This window comes from Morganella psychrotolerans (assembly GCF_965118875.1).
GTDB classification, from domain to species: Bacteria; Pseudomonadota; Gammaproteobacteria; order Enterobacterales; family Enterobacteriaceae; genus Morganella; species Morganella psychrotolerans_C.
Genome location: NZ_CBCPJD010000018.1, coordinates 14,054 through 37,772, shown reverse-complemented (window position 1 = coordinate 37,772; position 23,719 = coordinate 14,054). Strand labels below are relative to the sequence as shown.

The 23,719-nt window shown below is 41.7% G+C and carries 25 protein-coding genes, 1 tRNA gene and 3 pseudogenes; 14 read left to right on the top strand and 15 right to left on the bottom strand.

Annotated elements, in window-relative coordinates; translation table 11 throughout:
• Positions 1-15 precede the first annotated feature (15 nt).
• A complete protein-coding gene (gene mlaA / locus ACMHKJ_RS15965; RefSeq protein ID WP_413495430.1) occupies positions 16-774 on the bottom strand; it encodes a phospholipid-binding lipoprotein MlaA in 759 nt (252 codons plus the stop codon).
• A 181-nt stretch (positions 775-955) separates the two neighbouring features.
• On the opposite strand from mlaA, the gene proC reads away from it, so the two are divergent.
• The 3 genes from proC (at position 956) to ACMHKJ_RS15950 (ending at position 3,011) form a co-directional block, all read left to right on the top strand.
• A complete protein-coding gene (proC, locus tag ACMHKJ_RS15960; protein WP_413495552.1) occupies positions 956-1,765 on the top strand; it encodes a pyrroline-5-carboxylate reductase in 810 nt (269 codons plus the stop codon).
• Positions 1,766-1,920: 155 nt separating this feature from the next.
• Positions 1,921-1,995 (top strand) — tRNA-Arg (locus tag ACMHKJ_RS15955).
• A 485-nt stretch (positions 1,996-2,480) separates the two neighbouring features.
• Positions 2,481-3,011, top strand: coding sequence for a DUF4823 domain-containing protein (locus ACMHKJ_RS15950; RefSeq protein ID WP_413495428.1), 531 nt, complete (start codon positions 2,481-2,483; stop codon positions 3,009-3,011).
• 190 nt (positions 3,012-3,201) lie between these two features.
• Here the strand turns inward: ACMHKJ_RS15950 and ACMHKJ_RS15945 are convergent, their stop codons facing one another.
• Both ACMHKJ_RS15945 and ACMHKJ_RS15940 read right to left on the bottom strand, forming a co-directional pair.
• Positions 3,202-4,323 (bottom strand): ribosomal protein uL16 3-hydroxylase, encoded by a 1,122-nt coding sequence (locus tag ACMHKJ_RS15945; protein WP_413495426.1) that lies wholly within the window; start codon positions 4,321-4,323, stop codon positions 3,202-3,204.
• Between the two features lie 628 nt (positions 4,324-4,951).
• The gene (locus ACMHKJ_RS15940) at positions 4,952-5,626 is read right to left on the bottom strand and encodes a response regulator transcription factor (protein WP_413495424.1); all 675 of its coding nucleotides are present in this window, start codon (positions 5,624-5,626) and stop codon (positions 4,952-4,954) included.
• A gap of 145 nt (positions 5,627-5,771) precedes the next feature.
• Between ACMHKJ_RS15940 and ACMHKJ_RS15935 the strand changes: the two genes are divergently transcribed.
• Positions 5,772-6,569, top strand: coding sequence for a MipA/OmpV family protein (locus ACMHKJ_RS15935; RefSeq protein WP_413495422.1), 798 nt, complete (start codon positions 5,772-5,774; stop codon positions 6,567-6,569).
• 52 nt (positions 6,570-6,621) lie between these two features.
• On the opposite strand, the gene ACMHKJ_RS15930 is transcribed toward ACMHKJ_RS15935, so the two are convergent.
• A complete protein-coding gene (locus ACMHKJ_RS15930) occupies positions 6,622-7,962 on the bottom strand; it encodes a sensor histidine kinase (protein WP_413495420.1) in 1,341 nt (446 codons plus the stop codon).
• A 224-nt stretch (positions 7,963-8,186) separates the two neighbouring features.
• On the bottom strand, positions 8,187-8,423 hold the full coding sequence (locus tag ACMHKJ_RS15925; RefSeq protein WP_413495418.1) for a hypothetical protein: 237 nt from the start codon (positions 8,421-8,423) through the stop codon (positions 8,187-8,189).
• Positions 8,424-8,915: 492 nt separating this feature from the next.
• On the opposite strand from ACMHKJ_RS15925, the gene nlpA reads away from it, so the two are divergent.
• Positions 8,916-9,731 (top strand): lipoprotein NlpA, encoded by an 816-nt coding sequence (gene nlpA / locus ACMHKJ_RS15920; protein WP_413495416.1) that lies wholly within the window; start codon positions 8,916-8,918, stop codon positions 9,729-9,731.
• A 46-nt stretch (positions 9,732-9,777) separates the two neighbouring features.
• On the opposite strand, the gene ACMHKJ_RS15915 is transcribed toward nlpA, so the two are convergent.
• Both ACMHKJ_RS15915 and ACMHKJ_RS15910 read right to left on the bottom strand, forming a co-directional pair.
• Positions 9,778-10,440, bottom strand: coding sequence for a CerR family C-terminal domain-containing protein (locus tag ACMHKJ_RS15915; RefSeq protein ID WP_413495414.1), 663 nt, complete (start codon positions 10,438-10,440; stop codon positions 9,778-9,780).
• 24 nt (positions 10,441-10,464) lie between these two features.
• Entirely contained in the window at positions 10,465-11,736 is a 1,272-nt protein-coding gene (locus tag ACMHKJ_RS15910; protein WP_413495412.1) for a M24 family metallopeptidase, read from the bottom strand.
• Positions 11,737-11,914: 178 nt separating this feature from the next.
• Between ACMHKJ_RS15910 and ACMHKJ_RS15905 the strand changes: the two genes are divergently transcribed.
• Both ACMHKJ_RS15905 and ACMHKJ_RS15900 read left to right on the top strand, forming a co-directional pair.
• Positions 11,915-12,349 (top strand): hypothetical protein, encoded by a 435-nt coding sequence (locus tag ACMHKJ_RS15905; RefSeq protein WP_413495410.1) that lies wholly within the window; start codon positions 11,915-11,917, stop codon positions 12,347-12,349.
• A 402-nt stretch (positions 12,350-12,751) separates the two neighbouring features.
• Entirely contained in the window at positions 12,752-12,970 is a 219-nt protein-coding gene (locus ACMHKJ_RS15900; protein WP_413495408.1) for a hypothetical protein, read from the top strand.
• A 376-nt stretch (positions 12,971-13,346) separates the two neighbouring features.
• Here ACMHKJ_RS15900 and ACMHKJ_RS15895 read toward each other — a convergent pair whose 3' ends face one another.
• The 5 genes from ACMHKJ_RS15895 to ACMHKJ_RS15875 all read right to left on the bottom strand — a co-directional run bounded on the left by ACMHKJ_RS15895 (position 13,347) and on the right by ACMHKJ_RS15875 (position 16,513).
• A complete protein-coding gene (locus ACMHKJ_RS15895; RefSeq protein ID WP_413495406.1) occupies positions 13,347-14,150 on the bottom strand; it encodes a sulfite exporter TauE/SafE family protein in 804 nt (267 codons plus the stop codon).
• A gap of 372 nt (positions 14,151-14,522) precedes the next feature.
• The gene (locus ACMHKJ_RS15890; protein WP_067398520.1) at positions 14,523-14,708 is read right to left on the bottom strand and encodes a YegP family protein; all 186 of its coding nucleotides are present in this window, start codon (positions 14,706-14,708) and stop codon (positions 14,523-14,525) included.
• 178 nt (positions 14,709-14,886) lie between these two features.
• Positions 14,887-15,378 carry a GNAT family N-acetyltransferase gene (locus ACMHKJ_RS15885; protein WP_413495404.1) on the bottom strand — a complete coding sequence of 164 codons (492 nt, stop codon included), beginning with the start codon at positions 15,376-15,378 and terminating at the stop codon, positions 14,887-14,889.
• A gap of 270 nt (positions 15,379-15,648) precedes the next feature.
• Positions 15,649-15,870 carry a DUF465 domain-containing protein gene (locus tag ACMHKJ_RS15880; protein ID WP_413495402.1) on the bottom strand — a complete coding sequence of 74 codons (222 nt, stop codon included), beginning with the start codon at positions 15,868-15,870 and terminating at the stop codon, positions 15,649-15,651.
• 373 nt (positions 15,871-16,243) lie between these two features.
• Positions 16,244-16,513 (bottom strand): PAAR domain-containing protein, encoded by a 270-nt coding sequence (locus ACMHKJ_RS15875; protein ID WP_413495400.1) that lies wholly within the window; start codon positions 16,511-16,513, stop codon positions 16,244-16,246.
• A gap of 258 nt (positions 16,514-16,771) precedes the next feature.
• Here ACMHKJ_RS15875 and tssB point away from each other — a divergent pair, with 258 nt between their 5' ends.
• From tssB to ACMHKJ_RS15840, 7 genes and pseudogenes are all read left to right on the top strand, one after another.
• A complete protein-coding gene (gene tssB / locus ACMHKJ_RS15870) occupies positions 16,772-17,269 on the top strand; it encodes a type VI secretion system contractile sheath small subunit (protein ID WP_413495398.1) in 498 nt (165 codons plus the stop codon).
• Between the two features lie 17 nt (positions 17,270-17,286).
• A pseudogene (locus ACMHKJ_RS15865) lies at positions 17,287-17,703 on the top strand (type VI secretion system contractile sheath domain-containing protein); the annotation flags it as partial.
• A gap of 4 nt (positions 17,704-17,707) precedes the next feature.
• Positions 17,708-17,833 (top strand): annotated as a pseudogene (tssK, locus tag ACMHKJ_RS15860) (type VI secretion system baseplate subunit TssK); the annotation flags it as partial.
• A 15-nt stretch (positions 17,834-17,848) separates the two neighbouring features.
• A pseudogene (icmH, locus tag ACMHKJ_RS15855) lies at positions 17,849-18,337 on the top strand (type IVB secretion system protein IcmH/DotU); the annotation flags it as partial.
• Positions 18,314-19,081, top strand: coding sequence for a type VI secretion system baseplate subunit TssF (locus tag ACMHKJ_RS15850; protein WP_413495550.1), 768 nt, complete (start codon positions 18,314-18,316; stop codon positions 19,079-19,081). The pseudogene icmH and the gene ACMHKJ_RS15850, both read left to right, overlap by 24 nt.
• Before the next feature lie 402 nt (positions 19,082-19,483).
• Positions 19,484-20,821 (top strand): PI-PLC domain-containing protein, encoded by a 1,338-nt coding sequence (locus ACMHKJ_RS15845; RefSeq protein ID WP_413495396.1) that lies wholly within the window; start codon positions 19,484-19,486, stop codon positions 20,819-20,821.
• A gap of 669 nt (positions 20,822-21,490) precedes the next feature.
• The gene (locus ACMHKJ_RS15840) at positions 21,491-21,751 is read left to right on the top strand and encodes a YfhL family 4Fe-4S dicluster ferredoxin (protein ID WP_413495394.1); all 261 of its coding nucleotides are present in this window, start codon (positions 21,491-21,493) and stop codon (positions 21,749-21,751) included.
• Between the two features lie 48 nt (positions 21,752-21,799).
• On the opposite strand, the gene acpS is transcribed toward ACMHKJ_RS15840, so the two are convergent.
• The 3 genes from acpS to recO are packed head-to-tail and all read right to left on the bottom strand — an operon-like array spanning position 21,800 to position 23,713.
• Complete coding sequence (gene acpS / locus ACMHKJ_RS15835; protein WP_413495392.1) at positions 21,800-22,189, bottom strand: holo-ACP synthase; 390 nt, start codon at positions 22,187-22,189, stop codon at positions 21,800-21,802.
• Positions 22,189-22,920, bottom strand: coding sequence for a pyridoxine 5'-phosphate synthase (gene pdxJ, locus ACMHKJ_RS15830; RefSeq protein ID WP_413495390.1), 732 nt, complete (start codon positions 22,918-22,920; stop codon positions 22,189-22,191). Before pdxJ ends, acpS begins: the two co-directional genes overlap by 1 nt.
• 34 nt (positions 22,921-22,954) lie before the next feature.
• A complete protein-coding gene (gene recO / locus ACMHKJ_RS15825) occupies positions 22,955-23,713 on the bottom strand; it encodes a DNA repair protein RecO (RefSeq protein ID WP_413495388.1) in 759 nt (252 codons plus the stop codon).
• Between the last annotated feature and the right edge of the window lie 6 nt (positions 23,714-23,719).

Below are 23,719 nucleotides of genomic sequence, written 5' to 3'. Positions count from 1 at the left end.
TAATTGTAAAAGCAATTATTCGCCGTCGATAGAATCCAAATCATCAGCAATTGCAGCCGCATTCGGGTTTACCTGCGCTTTCAGCTCCCCGCCGGATGCCAGGAAGTCATTACGCTGGAAATAGGCTTCACGCATCATCAGATACGGATCACTGGAGTTATGTAAAACGCCTTCAGAATCCAGTAACTGTGCGCGGTTATCAATCCCTTCAATCGCCCACTTACCAACACCCATCCAGATAGTCAGATAACTCAGCATCGGATACGTGGTATCCAGCCAATCCCCGCCGTCTACGCGCGGTGTCCAGCCACCATAGCCCGGAATGACCACATACGGACCATAACCGACACCATAGTTTCCTAACGTATTACCAAATCGAACCGGCTCCGCTTTGGCCAGTTTCGGGTTCGCCATCGATGCGACATCGATAAGACCGCCCAGACCAAAGACCGTATTCAGGAAGAACCGGTTAAAATGCTTGAATCCCTGGTAAACATCGCCACGAAGAAAGCTGTTAACCATGCTTGCCGGCTCTTCAAGGTTTCCGAGGAAATTAATTGTACCGTTCCGTGCCGGAGTAGGTACATAATCACGCCAGGCAACTGCAACTGGTCTGAGCAGGTAAGGATCCAGCACATTATAGTTGAAATCAAACATCGTGCGGTTAAACCCTTCCAGCGGATCACTGCGCGTTCCCGGTGACTGATCCGAACTTGCACATCCGCCAATCAGCAGCACCGTAGCAAGTGTCAGGCCACTTACTTGATACTTCATAAGTTTCTCCATGCCAAAACGTGAGTTATTTTTTACAGTTTCACGTATCTATAAACTCAATATTATCCGGTATTAGCACATTTGTGTATGTAAATGATGCCGAAATTATTGCGTTACCCTACCGGCAGAGAGTGGTATCCTGCCTTTCCGGTCAGTTATCATCGGTAATAAAGGGGTTATGATGAATAAGAAAGTCGGATTTATTGGTTGCGGAAATATGGGAAAGGCGATATTGAACGGACTGATTTCAGGGCAGATCCTCACACCTGACGCCGTTTTCGTCCATAATTACAGCCCGGCCAGTACCGCCCTGGTTGCTGCTGAGTTCGGTGTCCACGGAACAGCAAACACCACCACCGTCGCAGAACAATCTGATATTATATTTATTGGTGTAAAACCCTATGCTGTTACCGGAATTTTACAGGAAATTGCACCTTATCTGAAAACAGAGAGCATTATTATTTCCATCGCTGCCGGTGTCACACTCAGCACACTGGAAGCCGCAGTCCCGGCATCCTGTAAAATCGTTCGCCTGATGCCGAATACCCCGGCACTGGTTAATGCGGGTATGACCTCCGTTACACCCAATAAATTTTTAACGGAAGCAGATACCGAACTTGTCATGTCACTGTGCCGCAGCTTCGGACGCGCAGAAATAGTACCGGAATCATTAATTGATGCAGTAATTGGCGTCAGTGGCTCAGCCCCCGCCTACGTTTTTATGTTTATTGAAGCCATGGCTGATGCTGCCGTCGCAGGCGGAATGCCCCGCAAACAAGCTTACGAATTTGCAGCGCAAACAGTGATGGGTGCCGCTAAAATGGTACTGGAAACCGGCAAACACCCGGGTGACCTGAAAGATATGGTCTGCTCCCCGGGCGGCACCACTATTGAAGCGGTCGCGAAACTGGAAGAAACCGGACTGCGCCGGTCAGTGATTGCGGGCGTGCGCAGCGCAATTGAAAAATCACAGGAAATGAGCCGAAAATAACCGGTACTATAACGGAACGGCACCCCGCAATTTTGCACCGGTGTCGTTTTAATATTTTTTATTGTACTGAAAATGAACAAGTAAACGCTAAAAATTTGATTATTTCATGCTGACTGAGTAAGATAAGCACGCTTTTTTCTGACGATACAAACAGAGTCCTCTTAGTTAAATGGATATAACAAGCCCCTCCTAAGGGCTAGTTGCAGGTTCGATTCCTGCAGGGGACACCAGCTACTCCGTACCAGTGCCTGGTACAAATTCAGCATAACCAATAATAAACCTTTCATAACAACAACGTTAATCAGCCTGCGACCCATTCCAACGTAAATTGATACTATCATATTCAACAAAATCGGGATGAATCCAACCACTGCACAATTGTTACCGGGGCTTTTGGTTATTTATCCAACCCGCGACGTAGCAAAAGAAAACAAGAAGCCCTAATGGTTCCGGATACGTTTATATAATATTCATTTTTTGTTCTTTGATATTCCGAGCTGTTGGCTGAAATTGGGTTAAACAAGAAGTGCTTACACCGCCAGTCAGGATTTCTATCCTGATCGCTGAACTTATGCATTGTGTTTTTTGTTCAGATATAACAATATATGTATGCAGGACAACCATTTGAATAAAAATAATAATGTTATCCGGATAAGATCCGATAACTAATCAGAATCTATTATATTTTTCATTTGTTAGATAAGCGGAAGATGACATGAAAAAAATTATTGCCATTATTCTCAGCACAATATTTCTTTATGGCTGCGCGGATAGCACAAAAATAATACCCGACGCCTCATATAGTACTGTTATAATTCCAAAAATGAGTGATATTTATGTTTCATTACCTGAAAATGGATCTTATGGAGACACAACATATAAGAAATCAGGTCAACAGTTGGCGACGATTATAAAAACAGCGTTACTGAAGCACACTATAAAAGTTGAGGTTGCTGCAACACCCGAAGATGATGGGACGGCACTGACGTCAGCCAGACAAAATAAAGCTGATTATGTGTTTTATTCTTCCATTCTTCACTGGGAAGACAGGGCAACAGAATGGTCAGCCAGACCGGACAGAGTCACCGTAAAAATCACAGTGATTTCAGTAGTCAGCGGACAACCGGTTTCTTCTGTCACGATTGACGGCAAAAGCGGTCTGGCAACTTTCGGTGGTGATCATCCGCAGGATTTATTACCGAAACCGGTGGGCCATTTTGTTGACTCATTGTTCAGCAAAAATTGAGCCTGTAATTTAAATTATATGATTGCCTGTTTTGATATGTTCACTCCGACCATGAAGGCAGGTAATAACGACAGGCAATAAAAAATATAAAGTATTTCAGACCGGCAGCTTGCCATGAGCTGTTTTATTATTAAGTTCGGTGATCGCCTGAGCGATCACCTTTACTACAGTAGCAATGACAAAAAACGCTTTATTCCCCGAAGTACCAATAACCCTGATTGATAAATTCAGTTAATTCAGCGACAAAAGCCGGATTTTGTAATGCATCACCTAATTCGTTTATTCCAAGTTCGGTGAATTGGCATAGTACGTCTGCGCCTTTAGCATCTGCGGCAGCCCAGGCTTCTGTATTAATAAAGAAGCTATCGCCGATACGCATTACGCGCAGGCCGCTCAGGCGGGTCAGATGTTCACCGGCATTCAACGCACTCAATACTTCGTCCTGCAGATACTCAGGCTCGGCAGGTGCAATATCCAACTCATGGCGGGCGGTGGTAGCAAAACGACCAAACCACTGCTCAAAATCTCCCGGCTGGTTTATCATCTCAACCATCATGGCGCGCAGACGCTCAATTTCCTGCGCTTCTACAACTCCCGCACTGTCACGCACTGTCAGATCAGGATCACTGTAATGCACGCCACCTAAATCTTTTTCCAACGCATAGTCCGCGAAACTGCTCAGCAAATCACGCCCGTTTGGTCCGCGAAAACCGACGGAGTAGTTCATTGTATCTTCGAACGTAAACCCGTCGTGCGGGAATCCCGGTGGGATATACAGAATATCACCCGGTGACATTTCGACATCAATGATTGGCTCAAACGGGTCAACATGCAGCAATGCCGGATGCGGACAGAACTGGCGCATCGGTATTGCATCACCCACACGCCAGCGACGGCGGCCCATTCCCTGAATAATAAAAACGTCATAGTTATCAATATGCGGCCCGACACCACCCCCCGGAACCGAATACGAAATCATCAGGTCATCAAGACGCCACTCAGGCAGTACCCGGAATGGCCGCACCAATTCAGCAGAAGGCATATGCCAATGGTTAACCGCCTGTACCAGCAATGACCAACCGGTTTCGCCTAACCCGCTATAGTCCTCAAACGGACCATGACTTGCCTGCCATTTCCCGTCGTCAAGGCTGACAAGCCGGCTGTCAACTTCAGGCTCCATTGCCAGGCCTGCCAGCTCATCTGGCGTGATAGGATCAACAAAGTCAGGAAATGCATTTTTCAATACAACCGGTTTTTTTTGCCAGTATTTTTCTAAAAATTCAGGCCAGTTAAGATTCAATTTGTCAGCCATACAATCACATCGGTATCAATAAGGAAGTTAGCTGAGAATTATAGGAGTAATAACCCGTGATATTTTTGTTTCGGGTCAAGTGTTGGTAAAATACTCACTATAATAAGTGTACTATGGCATTAAGATTCGCACTATAGGACGATAGGTAATGACGTTCGCGGTTTATCCGATAAACCCGTTCTTCCACCGGGTTGCTACGGTAATATCACGTACCATCAAAGATGGTGTACATTTTCTGCACGACAAGATATCCATCCCGTTAATATCCTTCAGGTTCATGGCTCCCGTAATACCCGGGAAATATAGCCGGCGGGCTGACCGTAGCCAACGAACCTGCGGTTTGAATGAATAAGGATATAATGATTTTTTGTATTACCGCCACTAACTTAACGATTATTTAAGGTTTGTGACCGATAATTAATTGAAAATATAAACCAAGCTATAAAAACCAGGGGGGAACATGCAATTCAGAAAACGGTGGTATCTTGGATTTACAGGATTTATCGGATTTTATAAATTTGAGGATGCCATGGCTGCATTCAGCGGAAATACATACTGGTTTGAGGCGTTATCACTTTGTTGGTTAATTTGGTTTTTGTATTTTATTCCCGAAAAAATAAGATGAAATTCATTTCAGGTAAAGATAGCCAATATTTCTTTTTGTTCTTATTTTATTATTATTTAATTTTTTTCTCAAATTGAAAATATGAACCTCCAAAGAATTACTGCAAGGTGTTTCATCATCAGCGTCAGTGCTGTACAGAATATCTTCCAATTCACTTCGTCTTACAGGTACTCCGGCATTTTTGAGTAATAAACCCAAAAGTGTAAATTCTGTCGGTGATAGCCCAAGCAAGTAATTACCCAGGTATGCCTGATGTGAATTAGGATTGAATGTTAATTCATCTATAACAATAATTCCGTTTTTATTCTCTTTGTTATGACAACTCCTCCGGACAACTGTTCGTATCCTGGATATCAGTACATCTATCTCAAAAGGTTTCGAGATAAAATCATCAGCGCCTAAATCAAGTGCCATAACTAAAATCTGAACTTCATTAAATGCAGTCAGAACAATAATAGGCGTGTGTATATTTGTATCTCTCCATTTTTTTATGCTCCCTGTCGCAAACCCATCAGGTAATGATAAATCCAGCAATATCAGGTCAAATATCGTACTCCCTAAAGCGTCAGAAGCTCTTGATAAATCTCTTACCCAAACAGTGTCGTTACCATGCAGATCAAGCACTTTTGCCAGTGATTTCCCTAAAGACATATCATCTTCAACAAGCAGTATTTTCATAACACCCCCTCTGATTTCGTTGCATTATAATTCTGCCCGGATTGTGAATCTTAATGTTCCATTAAATGTAACTCACGGATACGTAAGGTTTGGTAAAATCATTATATTAGATTATAAGCCTCTTACTTTCACGAGGTTTAGTTTTATGAATGTTTATTCCCGTTTGTCTTATATCGTTGCTGCAATTATACTTGGCTGTAGTCATGCCAGCGCAAATGAGCTTACATTAGGCATCGGAACAGATTTTTCACCAAAATATGAAGGTTCCGGAAAATATGAAGCTACACCATCCATTGAAGCTAATTACTCCCACCACAGTAAAGGGTACGGTAATATTGAAGCTGGCACCGGGGGGATCCGCTGGGAAACCGGCAATACTCCGGGGTTCAATATGGCAATTCAGGGCACCTATATTAATGGCAGAGATGAAGAAATCGGGTATTTTGGTAAGAAAGATGACACCTTCGCCGGAATGGGTAAACTCAAAGGATCTGCCGCTGCCGGAGCAGAGATTAATTATAGCTTCGGAATTAGTAAAATATACTTATCATCACTTACGGCTCTCCGGAACAGGACATATGGCGGACAAAAAATCAATAATGCAACAACAGTTGAAATGGGATTAAATGGCATATATCCATTAAATAACAGTTGGTCTGTTGGCTATAACCTGGCATCCACATGGGCAAATAAAGATTTTAATCAGGCCTATTTTGGTGTCACTAAACTTCAGTCCGAAAATACTGATTTTGACGAATATGCGCCTGCAGCAGGATTTAAAGATGTTAGCGCGCTTAGTATATTACAATACAAATTAACTGATAATTCATCCTTAAATTTTGGTTTTGGTGCATACCATCTGCTTGGCGATGCGGCTAAAAGTCCTCTTACAGAAAAAAAATATGGTTTTCTCTCCTCCGTAGGTTACACATATCGCTTCTGATTTCTGATGGCAATCTACCTGTTAGATTGCCACTTTACTATACATCTAAAAACTAACTTTCAATACCAAATGATATTTTAAAGCCCACACCGGCACCATTGAGGCCATTTACAATAGTTATTTCCGCGCCTATCATCGCAGCCAGCTTTGTTACAATATAAAGCCCCAGCCCGCTTCCGTTTTCATTTGTATTATTTACTCTGTAATACCGGTCAAACACTCTGCTCTGTACATCTGCCGGAATACCCGGCCCATTATCACTGATAATAAGAGAGACTTCATTTTTTGATGATTGATATTCAATCTCAATCATTGCATTTTTTTGACTATATTTAATTGAGTTTTCAATAATGTTAATGATTATCTGAGTCAAAATATCCCCATCTGTTTTTATTATAAAATCCTTTGGAATATCTGTTGTTATAGCTATATTTTTAGAACTGGCCTTTGATGCCAAAACCAAAATAGAGTTACTGATAATATTAAAAACAGCCACATTATCTTTTTTAGCAACATCTTTTGTTTCTTCAAGTTTAGATAAGTAAATTAATTGGTGCGAAAGCAACGTAACGCGCTTCAACGTTTCATTCATTTCATTAATTACTTCTAGTTTTTCATTTTCATTATCCGTCATCATTAAAATATGTAATTGTGCAACTATTGCAGAAATCGGTGTTCTTAACTCATGTGTTGAATCCGTTATATGTTGCCGTTCCTTTGCTGTTGCCTCTTCAACCCGCTTTAATAATTTATTAATTTCTTTTACCAGAGGTTTTATCTCGAAGTACTGGTTATCCAGATTAATTGGTGCAAAATCACCTACAGCCCTGTGTGCAATATATTGAGACTCTCTTCTTAATGAACGGGTACAGATATATGATGAAATAACAGTTGCTGATATCATGACGCCCAATATTAACATGAACGGAATAACTGTATCCCAGAAAGGATCACCGATAATATCCCTCACATCTGTTTTTGAGTCTCTTATTATCAATTCCAGAGAACTTTTCGGATCCTTGTATTTCACCTCTATTAAATCGGCATCATTACTTAATGTATTTTCAATCGTTCTGTTTGAATATAAAATATCACCTTTTTTGTTTTTCACAATAAAGGCAGGTGAGTACTCTCTGCCTAATCCATTAGTCATCAAGTTCACGTACAACCCTAATAATTTATTAGATGTTATAGTAAACTGCTCAGGCATTAATATTTCATCATTTAATATTTCAGCATAACTTTTCAATAAAATCAATTTTTGTATTCTATAACCATTATCAGCATTAGGAACATAAAAATAACTAAGTGCTCCTGACATGACACTCCATATCAGAGTGATTAATACCGTTTGTACAATAGTGGAATAAATAAAAAAAGATTTTACTTTCATACAACCTTCATGGGTTTATTAACATTACCCTATAATATCATGATTTTATTTTTTATACCCCTGTCTCTTTGTTTTAAATAACCCACGATGCCATAACATTCCCATAATTACATTTGCATTATCGTATAAAACCAATTATTCAATTAGATAATGAACATCTCTGTACGAATGTTTATAATCGCTGAAAAAATAAAACGCCTCTGTAAAGAGACGTTTTATAGATATTAATACTTAGTGAAACCGTATTGTCCGACTGAATGCAGTTTCACATGAGAGCCGAGGTATTCCATCTTACGGTGGTTTTCTGCGGCTTCATAGCACTCCGGATACAATGCGGCTATCTCTGCCATTAACTGCTCCGGTGTTCTGATTGATTCAATTTTTGATGCTAATGCCAGCGCCATATCAAAAGCAACGCGCTCAACAGAATTATGTTTTGGTGAAAAAATCTTACCCGGCATATGTTTACTCCATTTTTCACTGGTAAACAGGGGGGAAGGGATATTTATTAGAATAATATATATTACAGATGCTTATGAAGTAAGTATATCTGAATACACTTTTATGAACAGGTCAATAATCGTGTATTTTGTAATGAAATATTAAATCCCCGGTTATTATATTTCATTTCTTATTCCTTTTTTCTCCTTCTTATTCTGTTTCATACCGGAACAGGGGCTTTGTCACATTTAGTCATACTTTGCTGACAAAAAACGATAATACATTAAACAAGCTTTAAGAGGCCGGACACTACTACACATCTGGTACGGTATAGTTATCACATCCAAGTAGAGAGTACCCCTGAAGAAATGTTGTGATTATGCCCGCAGGATTGCGGGCTTTTTTTTTATCTTGTCAAGATGAAATTTTTGCATCATCCTCCCCGTTGACCTTTTCCTCTTTTTACCGCTATTTACTGATAAATACATTCAGCAAACATAACGGTGATCATAATGAAACAACGACCTTTCAGGCTTTTTCCCGGCATTATTATTGCGTTGAGCATTTTATTATCCGGATGTGATAATAACGATGCGGACATGTCGAAAATTAAAGTTGGCGTGATTAACGGCGCCGAGCAAGATGTCGCCGAAGTCGCAAAAAAGGTGGCAAAAGAACAATACGGATTGGATGTCGAACTTGTCGGCTTCAGTGGTTCGCTGCTGCCGAATGACCCGACTGCCAATGGTGATCTCGATGCTAATGTCTTCCAGCACCGTCCGTTTTTAGCTCAGGACAATAATGCCCGTGGTTATAATCTTGTGGCGGTCGCGAATACATTCGTTTTTCCAATGGCAGGATATTCCGATAAAATTAAAAATATCAGTGAATTAAAAACCGGAGATACCGTCGCTATGCCAAATGACCCGACAAATTTGGGGCGGGCATTATTATTAATGGAAAAAGAGAAATTAATAAAATTAAAATCCGGCACCGGATTACTGCCGACCGCACTTGATATTACCGATAACCCGCTGAAACTGAATATTATGGAGCTGGAAGGCGCACAATTACCAAGGGTGATTAAAGACCCAAAAGTCACCGTCGCCATTATCAGTACAACCTATCTTCAGCAAACCGGATTATCTCCGGTAAAAGACAGTATTTTTATCGAGGATAAAGAGTCTCCGTACGTCAATATTATTGTGACCCGTGAAGATAATAAAGATGCGGAAAATGTGCAGAAATTTATTAAATCTTATCAGTCACCTGAAGTGGCCAAAGCTGCCGAAACATTATTTAACGGCGGTGCAGTGCCGGGTTGGTGATAAACAAACCTGTCGTGCCGTAAACCGGCACGACAGTCCGCTACCATCAAAGTCCCAGCGCACGACAGGATAAGCCGGTTATCTGGTGCAGAATAAGCGGCAGTTCATTATCACTAATCATTTCAAGCCCGCTGCGGCGCAGATAGGCTTTTTTTGCCACCACAAATCCCAGAATCTGCCCGATAAGTGCATGTGCAGTAATAATGGCAGTCTGCATATCTTTTTCAGGCTCAGCCAGACGGATAAGGGTTGTCAGCCGTTCGTGAACCGGCAGAATAAATGCATGATAGATAACATCATAATGCTCAGTCTGCTCCAGTTGCTCACGCAGGATCAATTGTGCATACAGTGCATGATCCGGCGACAGTAACGCCTGTCCCAACCCATTCATCAGACTGACTAACACGCGCCTGAGTGACTCTTTGTCCGGTCCCGGCTGCTGCGCAAGCTGCTGCAATGCGGCATCAGCCTGCGGTGCATTTGTCATCGCTGCCAAATCATCTGTAATTTTCCGGATAACCGCGGCATACACGCCCTGCTTTCCGTCCAAATGATACGGAATAGCCGACTGATTAACACCCGCTTCCTCCGCCAACTGCCGGGTACGGACACCATTCAGCCCGTAGAGCCCAAACAGGCGGATCCCTGTCTGTATCAGTTTCTCTTTGGTGTGTTCCGATGATGTGGTGTGCTTATTTGTTTTTTGCATATACTGCGATTACCCATCAGAATGTCAGATATCAGCGCGCATCAGCCTGGTCGGGTTATCGTTGAGTTCAATCCCGCCGTTTTTCCCGACAATCACTGTGCCGCCTAAGTTACACAGATGATAGCCAAAGGCGCAGTTTGGTTCAAATGCAAAGCTCATTCCTGCCTGCAGAACCAGTTCACGGCCAGGATTTGGTAAACGCTCAACTTTGCGGTAACGACTTACCAGCGGCAGAGATTCAATGCCCGGAGCTGTCCCGAAACCGATTGGCCCGTAAGGATTGATGCTGTGAATGAGTGGATGCACATGCCAGCCACCGGAAGCAAGTAATGGTTTTTCCATCTCATCAACCACTTCCCCGAATGTCACGCCCTCTTTCAGATAGTTTACGCCTATTTCATAGCATTCCCGCGCGACTTGCGCTGCTTTTTCCAGTTCCGGATGAATTTTACCGACTGCAACAGCGGCCTGGTGCTGTGTTTCATACATTCCATACAGTGCAAAAATCTCTGACAATACAATATCACCACGCTCAATTTCCCGTGGACGCTGAGAACGATACTGCCAGGCAGGTTGTCCCCAACCGATATATTCAGGCCCTGATCCAAGCAGAATTTCAGCCGTGAAGCCGCCCGCAGAAAGGCATGTTGCCGTCACTGCCGCAGCAATATCAGCCTCGCTGTTACCCGGCACTGCTGTCACACGCATAATTTCACTCATTGCCTCGCCAATGGCAGCCGCATGGCGGATATGTACCAGTTCTTCCTCACTTTTTACTGATGCGCGAACAAAAAAATCCCGGTAAACCGGCACAATCGCCGCCTGCGGATAAGCTTCTTTAATTCCGGTTACGGTATTGAACGGCATCGCACCATCAAAATAAAACGGCGGATATGGCTCAAGTCCGATAACCCCGATTTGTGCTGTCGCCGGGACATTAATTTCTTTCAGTAATGCGCCGATATTACGCCCGGTTTTCCCGACCATTATCTGCTCAGGAGACAACCACTGGCTATCTCCCCGCATAGCGGCCTGCATGTGGTCGGCTATCATCATCGGCGCAAATGTCATCACGATCGGGTCATTATCCTGATAAAAAATCACCACCGACCCGAGGCGGTCATTGGTAAAATAGTGATCCACACAGAAAGGCGCAGGTGCCGCTGATTCCCGGTCACCATAAACAATCAAAACATCTAAATTACGCTGACGCATGATGTCACGTGCCAGCTTCCAGCGGCGATCCCGCTCCTGTAAAGAAAAACTATCCGGTATAGCAGAACGTAATGTTTTCATTATCGACCTCAAAAATTAATTCATTTGAATGAATTAATATCGTAGTCAATGCACAGAAAAGCGTCAATCATAAGATCAAAAATGATCACGACGACACAGAATCAGGAAAAATCAATTGATTGTTTTATCTGCTAATTTAGAATAATACTTACGAATAATTGCGCACAAAAAGCTAAAAATGAATACAACTTATCTCTATATCCGGCTTTATCCAAATAAAATGATTATCCGGGATGTCTGTGCACACAGAGAAGTGACAGAAACAGCTGAAGTACCATTTACGACCAGTCGTCTGCTTGTGGGGGATATGCTCTCTGCGGTAAAAACACTGCAAAAAGCCGTTTTACAACTGGACCCTCCCCGCCCGTTATGGAAAAAACTCTTACCGCAAAGTTATGCTGTGCTTATCCATCCTATGGAGATGAGAGAAGGCGGACTGTGTAATGTTGAAAAGCGTATTTTCCGTGAATTAGCCGGCTTTATTTCTGCCCGAAAACAGTCCGTCAAAGCCTGGGTGTGTGATCATCCGGATATACAACCGGATCAATTTGTATCAGACGTATTATCAGGTCGTTTTAAAGGAGAAAAAGAAGATAACACCCGCAATGATTAATACAGAGAACAGCAGAAATACACTGCTGCTGTTCTGCTGTGAGAGATAAATCCTTTTACTATAAATCCGGATATTTTGAGTTAAATTAAAATTAACTTAAGTTAATATGGCATATATGACAGTAAGTGAGTTAAGTTACTAATAATAAAAAAAACGCATAACAAAATAAAACCAACATTTTATAAACCATTTAATATCTTACAAAAAATAAATTAACTTGTTGTTTATTATGATGATTTGCTTTATTTGCCTTATGTAAAATCATCAGTATTTGTCAATTTTATTTAGAATTGAAAATATTATCATTGTTTATGTACATTCTGTTGTGCGGCAAAAAAAACAGGAATATGTTTCATCCATACCCGCAAACGCCGGTATCAACCCAACACTAAGGATATCAAAATGAAACGTTCTGTTATTATTGTCGCAACACTGGCCAGCTTACTTTCTTATGGCGCAATGGCATCTACATCTGCACCGGCTGTTTCAGCAGCACACTCCGGTATTTCCGCCTCTAAAGCGGAAAATAACACAAAGATTATTAAGCATGACGCTAAAGTAAAAAGTGAGAAAGGGAAAAAAAGTACAAAAACTAAAGAGGACAAACAGGGCGCGATCTGATCATTATTAAACTGTTATCCATGGGTTATTCAAACGCCTGATAAGGCGATATAAAAACCTCCCGTTTTCCGGGAGGTTTTTCATCCGTATTACCTTGTTATTTAATCAATAACGCAATAATAAAGATAACGACTGCCATGCAGGTGAAGAAACTAATAGGGTATACCATTGTACTTTTCGTGATTGGCATCATGATCAGACCTCCTGTAAACCTTGCTTAGTATTTTATAGCCTGAGTCTTAAAAAAGAACCCGCTAACTATTTAAAGGCAACAGAAGATATAAATAAAGCTTATAGATCACAAAACCAGATAATAAAGCAAAAAAGCCACTTTATTGTATTTTAGTAACAGATCGCCAATTTTACCGATATTGTTCTAAATAACGAGCATCACCAAGAGAACAAAAACCAGCAGCCCGAGATAACATTTGGCATAGAATCTGTCAGGAATATGACCAATTAGCGGCGAGCTTAATTTTTGCCCCAGCCAGGAGCCGGCAACCAATAAAATACACGCCTGAATATCCACATAACCAGCAAAACCGCGACCAAACTCCGAAGTATCATTCGATGCCATCACGATGTAAGTGATGGTTCCCGCCAGCGCCATCGGCAGGGATAGCGGATTCGCCATTGCTGTTGCCTGTGCCATCTTTGCACCACGCCTGCGCATCAGCGGAACGGTCATCACACTACCGCCAACCCCCAAAAATGCAGCAACAATGCCGATTGTTGTGCCGGTAATTGCCGTCACGCCCTCCGACACAGGGCGGGCAGAATCCGCTACCTGTGTCATAAAACCCGGACGGAAAAAACTATCAAGCAACGTTATGATCAAATAGCTGATAAAAATCCATTTTACCCATATACCTTGCAGCGATATGGCAAATATAGCCCCCAAAACAGCGCCCGATGAAATATAGCCGATCAGAGGACGAACCAGGCACCAGTCAATCATTCCCGCACGATGCTGACGGGAAGTTGCCATTGATGCACTGAATATCATAACGCAGGTAGATGTCGCCACAGCAATATGCATTGCTGCGTCTCCTGTCCTGCTGTCAATACCCGTGGTTAACAGTGCATACAGCAGCGGAACAATAAAAAAACCGCCACCGAAACCAAATAACACCGTTGTCGACCCGACAATACATCCGCATATTAATAACAGTAAAATCATTGTATTCAACCCGGAAATCATAACTGTAATCACACTATAAACGGCAGTCCTGCAATAATCTTTTGCATATAAGACAACCATCATTGTGTTTCAGCCAGAGAATACCGCGCTTATATTTCTGCCGTACTAATATCCCCTGATTTTTATCATTCCGGACACATGACTACAGATATATACCCAACGTCATTCAAGATGCAGGAAGGCGGCAAGGGAAATCAGACGGGGAGCATAGATAAACTATGTGACCCGGCTGGTTGAGTGCAGCCAACGAACCTGCGGTTTGAATGAATAAGGGTATAAAATACAAAAAATAAGGCTCACCACGGTTAACAACACCCCGCGTGAGCCTTATAGATTTAAGATAAAACCTTATCAGATAAGGTCTTTAATAACCTCAGATGATCCGTTTTTCTGTATTGATGCAATCCCGTTTAATGCACCCTGCTTTGAGGCATACATTTCGCTGGTTGCAATGATTTCATGGTTTCCGGCTTTCAGAACAAAATAGTACGGCTGTGGTGTATCTTTCGTGGATTTCTTTAATTCGTAATACCCCATAACAAGCTCCTTGAATTGAAAATCATGTTAAAGCGGACATTCGTTATTTCTCCAACAGTATAGTTAATACTACGTAAAAAGGAGAAATAGATAACTAAAAAAAGATAAATGGTTCTTTTTTACAAAAAACGAACCGTTTCCGCAGAATAATTGATATGCGATTAATAAAGAAATGTACTTATTTACTGCCAACCATCAATAAATATGGAACTCCATCACAGGTAAACCGGCCCGCCTCTCTCATTCCTGACTTCAGATGTGCCTGAACAGACCGTACGTTATCCTGATTAATAAACGCAACCGGCTTTCCTTTATTCAGCTCACACATTGTTTTATAAAGAGACTGAAGAACGCCCTGGCCGCGATAATCCGCATCAATACAAACCGGGCCGTAAAACCAGTTATTTTTCAGCAATTCATTAAACTGTCGTGATATTTGTTGTGTAACCGGCGAAACCGATGCAGCCCCGGGCGAAAAACTAAACAGCACACCGATAAGGGTATTTCCGATTTCTGCAACAACCGTATGAAGAGAATGCATAAACATACTTTTCACCTTTTCCGGGGGATATTCCCCGAGCAAGCCCCCCTTCCGGGACTGTGCATTAGCCTGTAATAATGTAGCGACCTGCGCGCAATCTTCTTTTGTCATCAGTCGGTAGCGGATCATATTGTCTCCGTTTTGGTGGCTATTTTATGCCTTTTACTATACCCAACATCATTCAGGATGCAGGAAGGCGGCAAGCTCTGACCGCCGGGGAGCATAGATAAACTATGTGACCAGGCTGGCTGAGTGAAGCCAATAAACCTGCAGCTTGAATGAATAAGGGTATAAACCGGAGGCACAATACCGGCAATACAGAACGGAAATTCGTCTCACTGCGATTTATACTGATACATAAAAAAAACCACCGGTTTAACCGATGGCTACAGACAGCGTTTATTCATCTTCAGGCGGATTTTTGAGGATTTGATGAATTTCCTCTTTCAATCGTAACTTCTGTTTCTTTAATTCCACAACTTCATCGCCATAGCCTCTCCTGTCAGAGTGCTCTAACCGGGCTATTTCATGGTCGAGTTGATTATGCTTATCAAAAAGCGCACGAAAGTTAAGATTATTCTGGCGCAGATGGGAGATCAAATCACGATATTCCGGAAACATAGTTATATTACCTTTTGTCAGTGACTATTTTCTCATCATCTCCCATTTTTTTCTGCAACGCAAAGGGTTCCTTGCAAGACCGGGAGTTCCGTCAGTAAAGCAACTCACGGTATAAATACCGGAACTCATATTCCACCTCAAATTAACATCATTTGCCTTTATAAAATAAAGGTAATTAGTCACACCAAAAAATCATCTTGTTTGTATAAAGTAATAACAACAATTGTATTCAGACAAATAATAAATAATAAATAATAAATAATAAATAATAAATAATAAATAATAAATAATAAATAATAAATAATAAATAATACACAATACAACAGCAGGTTATTACTATTTTATATAGATTTTAATTTCTTATCACACAGCCCTAATTATTTACTACCAGTATACATCCCCCGGAGCAACCACAGTTCACATGATGCCCTTCCAGTGCTACGGAAACTCCTTGTATTTTCATCATAGGGCTACCTTCAGTGATAACACCGGTTGAATCACATCGCGGGCAATAAACAGCATCCCCCAAACAGGCTATTTCTTCTTTCTGTTTGGCAAACAGATGTCTGCTTAATACAGTTCCATTTATATTGGCACTATCATTTTCAATGATGATTTTCTGCTGATTTATTCCCCCTCTCATATTACCTTCTTATTATTAACAATATGTATCATTATTAATTGGTTCTATCCGGCACTATTTATATTATTCCACTTAAATTCCGCCATAAGATATCATACAAAAATCGGATGTAAAAATAGAATGATTCAGTCACACATTAACTACATAACCAAGTTAAATATATGAATTAAAACATTAATAAAAAAAGAGACATGTTGAAATCTACTATTTACATGCGTGTGGCTGTTTTTTGCGAAAGTGTAATATTAAGGATATCCAATGAGTAAGAACAGGCTTGGCAGCGTTGCACCAAAAGAAAGAATTAATATCAAATACACCCCTCATGACGGAGGAAGTCGGGCTGAAATTGAACTTCCTCATAATCTTCTGCTTATTGGTGACTTTAAGAACAAAGAAGAAGATACTCCAATTGAAGAACACAAAACGGTTTCCATTGATCAGAATAATTTTAATTCAGTTATGGAAAATGCCGATATCAACCTGACATTTGCCGTCAAAAATCATCTCGAAGAAGAAAGTGATTCAGAAATTTCGGTTAATCTGGATATTAAATCTCTTCGTGACTTCTCACCGGATAATATTGCCAAGAAGATCCCTGAATTAAATAAACTGCTTGAGTTGCGGGAAGCGCTGGTCGCTTTAAAAGGTCCGCTCGGTAATATTCCTGCTTTCCGGAAAAAACTTCAGGCTCTGCTGGATAATGAAGTGACCCGTGAGCAACTGTTAAAAGAACTGGATATCGTCAGTAATAAATAATTGGTGGGAATGGTGTTATGTCTACAGCAACAGTAAATGCAAAACAGGAAGCCGGTCTGGTTAATACCGGAACATCACTGCTTGATGAAATTATGTCTCAATCCCGGATGACACCGGAAACGGAAGCTTATGATATTGCAAAGCAAGGGGTTGCTGCATTTATCAGTCATACTCTTGCCGGAGATTCAAAAGAAGAACCAATTAATAAGCTGCTGATTGATAAAATGCTCATTGAACCGGACAAGAAACTCAGCGTGCAGATGGATGAAATCCTGCACAACAATCAGCTTCAGGAAATTGAGTCCTCATGGCGCTCACTGAAGCCGCTGGTAGACCGCACTGATTTTCGTGAAAATATCAAAGTTAATATCATCCACGCAACGAAATCAGAATTGCTGGAATATTTTGAATTTTCGCCTGAAATTGTACAATCTCCGCCTTGACCGCCAGGGAAATGCATGGCAGGAAATTCAGCAAAACGGGTCGATTGCATTCCACGTCTCCGGTAATTTCCCTGAGCTGGACATTCAGTTCCGGGCCACCCGTAACGGGGGTGATGCATGACCGGCGAACCAGACCCTGCATAATATACAACAGCCGGCAGAAAATAAGCAGTACCGGATCCCGCTGCGCGGCGCAAATATTAACCCGATGATCGATGCCGCCACACCGTTGCTCGGAATGGTGATGCGTATGCGTACTTTGTCAGGTTCCCCGCTCCCGGAGAAGTTGTACCCGCAGGTTGTCACGGATATTCAGGCGATTGAGCAGCAACTTCAATCTCAGGGCTATGAGCCGGGCGCCATTGTGTCATTCCGTTACGTATTGTGCACATTCATCGATGAAACCGCGCTGGGACTGAGATGGAATACCGATAACAGATGGGTGAAAAAATCATTACTGGTCCATTTTCATAATGAATCCCGGGGCGGGGGAAAAGTCTTTGTCCTGATTGAACGCTTGCTTGGCGAACCAAAACGTTATCTGGATCTGATTGAATTTATCTGGCTCTGCCTGTGTCTCGGCTACCGGGGTCGTTACAAAGTGACTCAGGGTAATAATGATGAACAACGGGGTATAGTCGCTGATTTTTATTCTGTTACTCATCTCACTCCATCATCGCGGCTTCTGCCAAAATATAAAGACGCCTGGTTTTATGCGCTCAGTATTGATAAAACGATCACCGGAAAAAATAATTATTATATACATTTTTATAATAGTCAGGGTGAAGTGATAACTACCCCGCCCGGACCTCATTTCCGGTGTTTTTACCGTTGTATCATTAATAACCCACAGAGTAATCCCGGTGATATCTGTCATTTAAGCCCGTTACTGCCCGATCTGCTTGCAGCTAAAAATATTACAGCATGCACACCCTGCTATCCCCCGATAACGGATAACAAATACTACTGGAACCTGTTATCTCATTACAGTGCGAATGGATTTATGCTTTCTTCTGTTGAATCTGTTAAGCAAATGGTCAGCGACTATATTTTATATCAGGAGAATGACCGGCAACGCAGTAAACAAATTAATCAGCATCTTGAAGGATTGACTGATATTAATACCGCCCTTGAGGATCGATTGATGAAAGGCAAGCCCTACCGCTGTCTTTCTCTGACAATGACATTAAATCCGGAAAAATTTGATAACCCCGGTGATGTATTTATGTTTACAATGCATCTGTATCATTTTTTCCCGTTTTGTCTTTCAGAAAATATGCTGCTGAAAATGAATGTACAATTTACCGGTAATGATACGATCTGGCATTTAGCACCTTATTTACTGAACGGATATAAATCTCTTATTTAAATCTGTGCCTCAGAGAAATATTAATGAAATAAATAGTTATTACTGATTAACTGTCCCTTTTTCAAAGAAGGGCATTAGCAGCACATTTATGATTTACTTTAGCTTGTTAATATTTTCATTGTATACCAATTACTTTGATTTAATAATTCACAGGAAGTTTCTGTTTCACTGATTGATAACGATATGAAATACCCACCATCCATCCATATAGTTATAATATCATCAAAAAATAATCACATATAAATATTTTACGTTTCATTAAACCAGAGTTTTTTAGGCTAACATTATGTAAAGTTGATTTTTCTCAATTAATATTAAGAATCATTCAACCATCTCAAGTTTTTTATGGTACATTTTAATTTGAATTTATATTATTTACTTATCTTCTAAAAGAGAATTAAAATGTCACCTAAAATATCACCTAAAACATCTAACGGCGGTAATCTTGTAATTATCAATGGTACTACATCGAAATGGTACAAAATTCATCAACATAGTTACCAAATGGATGAATGGTCGTTTCCGGAAATTATCGACAGAGGAGCACGTGCAGGTACACACATTGAATTTAATACCACTTTTGGTAATGATATAAATAATGACGCCGGAGAGGTAACTTATGAATTAGAAGGAACAACTAACGCGATGTCATTCACCATCCAGGCCAGATGTGTGAATAATGAATTTTTCTTACAGGTACATTTTAAAAATATAAGTACCACCAGCCATGACAAAGGCTCTATATGTAAAATTGGCTGGGAACATAATGGTACGGTTTACTTTGTACTTTCCTATATCGAAAGGAGCTATATATCCAGCTGTGACTTAATTGCTTCAGACTGGATGCAAAATAGCCCATTACAAGTACAAAACACAAAATTAAAAGAACTTTGTATGCCGGGAACTCATGACTCAGGAATGAGTTTTTATACCGCCGACACTACACATGCCAGGCATTGCAATACGGTAACACAATATAAAGGAATATTCGAACAATTAGAAATGGGTGCCAGATACTTTGATGTCCGACCTGTTCTTTACAAGAATGATTTTTACACCGGCCACTATGGTAACACAAATACACCAGTAGGATGGCAGGGAGCTAATGGTCAATCAATCAGTTCGATAATTAATGAAGTTAATTCCTTCACGGCATCACACAAGGAATTAATTATTCTGAACTTTTCACACGCTCTAAACAGAGATAATAATTATTGGGACTTTACTAAAGATGACTGGAATAAATTGATAGCTAAACTTTCTTCAATCAAGAATCTTTATTGTATTGAAAATTATAAAAAACAAGATCTTACAGAGAAATATTTAAATAGTTTCATCTACAAACAGGCATCCGTTTTATTAATATTTGAGGGAAAAAACATAGATCTTGGAAATAAAGAGGGATTAGGGTTTTTCTATCACTCTGATTTTAATACATATAATAGTTATTCCGATACAGAGGATGTAAGCTATATGATCAGCGATCAAACTGAAAAAATGAACAAACAAACACCAGGGAGACATTTCTTACTTTCATGGACACTTACACAAAGTGCTATAAATGCAATAAGTTGCTGGTCAAGTATCCTTCAGTTAGCTACTACTGCAAATTGGGAATTATATCGTGCATATGATAATACAACAAAAAACCATTATCCAAATATTTTGTATATTGATGGCATGAAAGATACGTCTGCTGCGGCAATTTCTATTGCAATTAATAGCTATCTTCATCCTTGATTTTTTTTACTGTTCAATAGGCCATTTGAACAAAAATTTTCGGCTTCATTGTCCGAAACGAGAAATCTCAATTAACTATTACGTCGAGCCTGAAGTGATTACGTTCCCGGAAAACCTGAATTCAGGTATCATTTTCGCGCTCAGACTTTCCACTTGCTCAGAGGAGCAAGTGGATTTGTAAGTACACCCGTTGAGCCACATTACTTCAGAAAACTCTCCATAAATGGTAACCTTACCGCCACGGCTAAAATCGAGCCGCAAAAAATTGTCTCTTTCGTACTTCGTTCTTCGTTCTGCGGGATTTTTTGAGATAATTTAAGATAGTGACAGCAGCAGTAACACAAATTTTCATGTCCCGGCTTGTATAGGGGGGTTTACTGGCTTCCCAGCGTGATAACGCGGTTATATAATCAGCCTCACCGGCGTCTGCGGGGTCATTCGTAACACAAAGTTTCATAAAACTCCTTATTTTGCAGTCACTTATAGCGCGGCTCACAAACCAGGGTATTTTAGGGCAGGAGTAAAGGCTTGTGTTGCTATTTTGTGTTGCTGAGCCGGTAAATACAATGTTTTGATACTGGTTATATTTACACGTAAGGGCTAATAGTAACGTATAAGTGCAAGATATAAGTTGCTGAATTTTAAATGATTTATATGGTGATAGCGACTATGGCGTTACTGATTACTGAGCGTTGTATCAATTGTGATATGTGTGAGCCTGAGTGCCCTAACGACGCAATTTCAATGGGTGATTCTATCTATGAAATCAATCCTGACTTATGTACTGAATGTGTCGGACATTATGATAAGCCGACCTGCCAGTCTGTTTGCCCGATAACGAATACGATTATTATCGACCCTGTGCATACAGAGACTCAGGAAATGCTGTGGGATAAATTTGTGTTGATACATCACGCAGATAAAATCTGACAGAGGTAAACTAATTAAGTAAGCGCGCCTGTAAACAGGCGCACTACATTAAATTGGGTTTGTTTCGAGGATCACGGTGGCACAGGCGTAGTTATGCTCATCCGCAATTGAGACATGATAGTGCGTCACTTCCCGGGCAGCTGCCAGTTCCCCGGCATAGCCGAGAAAGGTCAGGTTCGGCTTTCCCAGCGAATCATTACTGACTTCAAACTGGTTAAACGCCAGTCCCTGTCGGATCCCTGTTCCCAGGGCTTTTGAGGCGGCTTCTTTGACAGCAAAGCGTTTTGCCAGGAAACGGACAGGCTGTTTGTGCTGTAAATAAACATCCCATTCCGCTTCACTGAGGATACGTTTTGCAAAGCGGTCACCGGTACGCCCGATGACCGCTTCAATGCGACTTATTTCAACAATATCTGTACCAATGCCAACAATAGCCATTAACGACGGGCTTCTCTCAGCAATGTTTTCATCTCTGCAACAGCAGCAGCCAGTCCGCTGAATACTGCACGACCAATAATGGCATGACCGATATTCAGCTCATAAATGGCAGGGAGTGCAGCAATACGCTGAACATTATGATAGTTCAGACCGTGTCCGGCATTAACACTCAGACCTTTACCCGCAGCATACGCAACGGCATCTTTTATCCGGAAAAATTCTTTATCTTCTTCCTGTGAGGTCACCGCATCAGCGTAAGCACCAGTATGAATTTCAATAAAAGGTGCGCCAACATCATCTGCGGCATCAATCTGGGTATGATCGGGGTCGATAAACAGAGAAACTTTAATTCCGGCTTCGGTCAAACGCTTAACAGCACGTGCGATTTTCTCTTTTTGTCCGGCGACATCCAACCCGCCTTCAGTTGTAACTTCCTGGCGTTTTTCCGGCACCAGACAGCAAAATACCGGTTTGATACGACACGCGATATCAACCATTTCATCCGTCACCGCCATTTCCAGATTCATGCGGGTCTGAATAGTTTGTCGGAGAAGTTCGACATCACGATCCGTAATATGGCGGCGATCTTCCCGCAGGTGGACCGTGATCCCTTCTGCACCCGCCTGCTCTGCGATAAATGCCGCCTGAACCGGGTCCGGATAGTTGGTGCCGCGTGCGTTACGGACAGTAGCAATGTGGTCAATGTTTATGCCCAATAAAACTTCACTCATTTTTTAATCCTCAGGGTAACTTTTATTGTTCAGTTTAACCTTTTTCAACCGAAGAGGAACTACTGTGACTATTTTCTTTCGAAACCGGTGCCGGGCGCACAAATTGGCGAAATAATTCACGGCTTTTCAAGGGCTTTCCGCCCAGATAGGGTTTTAAAGCGATACGGGTAAAGCGCTTGGCGGCACGTAATGTTTCCGCATCCGGAAACTCCCTTGCGGCAAGGGCTTTCAATTCACGTCCGGTAAAACTGCCGTTATCCACCACCATGCTTGCGATAAATCCTTTTTCTTCGCGGTAGCGGTACGTCATGGTGTCAGATACTTCCTGCCCGCTGCCTGCGCAGTGCAAAAAATCCACGCCATAGCCGATGTGGTGCAACAGTGCCAGTTCAAACTGACGCAGTGCCTGTTCAGGTGTGGTTTCACTCGCCGCGAGGTATTGAAGGCAGCGCAGATAATCAAAAAAGAGTGCGGAGTAAATAACGCCGTTTGCCAGCAGGCGGGAGAGTAATTCGTTGATATACAATCCGCTGTAGAGCACAGAGCCGGACAGGGGTAACGCGAGGGAGATGGGATCTGCGTCGCGCAGAGTTTTCAGTTCGCCCCGCCCGCCCCAGCGGATAAGCAGGGGCGTAAACGGTTGTAACGTCCCTTTCAGATGAGAACGGCGGCGGCGCGCCCCTTTCGCCAGCAGGCGCTGCCGCCCTTCCTGTTCAGTGAACACATCCAGTATCAGACTGGTTTCACTGTAAGGGCGACTATGAAGCACAAAGGCGCGTTGCCAGCCGTCCATCGCTGA

Coding starts and splice junctions, on each gene's coding strand:
- mlaA (WP_413495430.1), bottom strand. CDS start 774: ATGAAGTATCAAGTAAGTGGCCTGACACTTGCTACGGTGCTGCTGATT.
- proC (WP_413495552.1), top strand. CDS start 956: ATGAATAAGAAAGTCGGATTTATTGGTTGCGGAAATATGGGAAAGGCG.
- ACMHKJ_RS15950 (WP_413495428.1), top strand. CDS start 2,481: ATGAAAAAAATTATTGCCATTATTCTCAGCACAATATTTCTTTATGGC.
- ACMHKJ_RS15945 (WP_413495426.1), bottom strand. CDS start 4,323: ATGGCTGACAAATTGAATCTTAACTGGCCTGAATTTTTAGAAAAATAC.
- ACMHKJ_RS15940 (WP_413495424.1), bottom strand. CDS start 5,626: ATGAAAATACTGCTTGTTGAAGATGATATGTCTTTAGGGAAATCACTG.
- ACMHKJ_RS15935 (WP_413495422.1), top strand. CDS start 5,772: ATGAATGTTTATTCCCGTTTGTCTTATATCGTTGCTGCAATTATACTT.
- ACMHKJ_RS15930 (WP_413495420.1), bottom strand. CDS start 7,962: ATGAAAGTAAAATCTTTTTTTATTTATTCCACTATTGTACAAACGGTA.
- ACMHKJ_RS15925 (WP_413495418.1), bottom strand. CDS start 8,423: ATGCCGGGTAAGATTTTTTCACCAAAACATAATTCTGTTGAGCGCGTT.
- nlpA (WP_413495416.1), top strand. CDS start 8,916: ATGAAACAACGACCTTTCAGGCTTTTTCCCGGCATTATTATTGCGTTG.
- ACMHKJ_RS15915 (WP_413495414.1), bottom strand. CDS start 10,440: ATGCAAAAAACAAATAAGCACACCACATCATCGGAACACACCAAAGAG.
- ACMHKJ_RS15910 (WP_413495412.1), bottom strand. CDS start 11,736: ATGAAAACATTACGTTCTGCTATACCGGATAGTTTTTCTTTACAGGAG.
- ACMHKJ_RS15905 (WP_413495410.1), top strand. CDS start 11,915: ATGAATACAACTTATCTCTATATCCGGCTTTATCCAAATAAAATGATT.
- ACMHKJ_RS15900 (WP_413495408.1), top strand. CDS start 12,752: ATGAAACGTTCTGTTATTATTGTCGCAACACTGGCCAGCTTACTTTCT.
- ACMHKJ_RS15895 (WP_413495406.1), bottom strand. CDS start 14,150: ATGATTTTACTGTTATTAATATGCGGATGTATTGTCGGGTCGACAACG.
- ACMHKJ_RS15890 (WP_067398520.1), bottom strand. CDS start 14,708: ATGGGGTATTACGAATTAAAGAAATCCACGAAAGATACACCACAGCCG.
- ACMHKJ_RS15885 (WP_413495404.1), bottom strand. CDS start 15,378: ATGATCCGCTACCGACTGATGACAAAAGAAGATTGCGCGCAGGTCGCT.
- ACMHKJ_RS15880 (WP_413495402.1), bottom strand. CDS start 15,870: ATGTTTCCGGAATATCGTGATTTGATCTCCCATCTGCGCCAGAATAAT.
- ACMHKJ_RS15875 (WP_413495400.1), bottom strand. CDS start 16,513: ATGAGAGGGGGAATAAATCAGCAGAAAATCATCATTGAAAATGATAGT.
- tssB (WP_413495398.1), top strand. CDS start 16,772: ATGAGTAAGAACAGGCTTGGCAGCGTTGCACCAAAAGAAAGAATTAAT.
- ACMHKJ_RS15845 (WP_413495396.1), top strand. CDS start 19,484: ATGTCACCTAAAATATCACCTAAAACATCTAACGGCGGTAATCTTGTA.
- ACMHKJ_RS15840 (WP_413495394.1), top strand. CDS start 21,491: ATGGCGTTACTGATTACTGAGCGTTGTATCAATTGTGATATGTGTGAG.
- acpS (WP_413495392.1), bottom strand. CDS start 22,189: ATGGCTATTGTTGGCATTGGTACAGATATTGTTGAAATAAGTCGCATT.
- pdxJ (WP_413495390.1), bottom strand. CDS start 22,920: ATGAGTGAAGTTTTATTGGGCATAAACATTGACCACATTGCTACTGTC.
- recO (WP_413495388.1), bottom strand. CDS start 23,713: ATGGACGGCTGGCAACGCGCCTTTGTGCTTCATAGTCGCCCTTACAGT.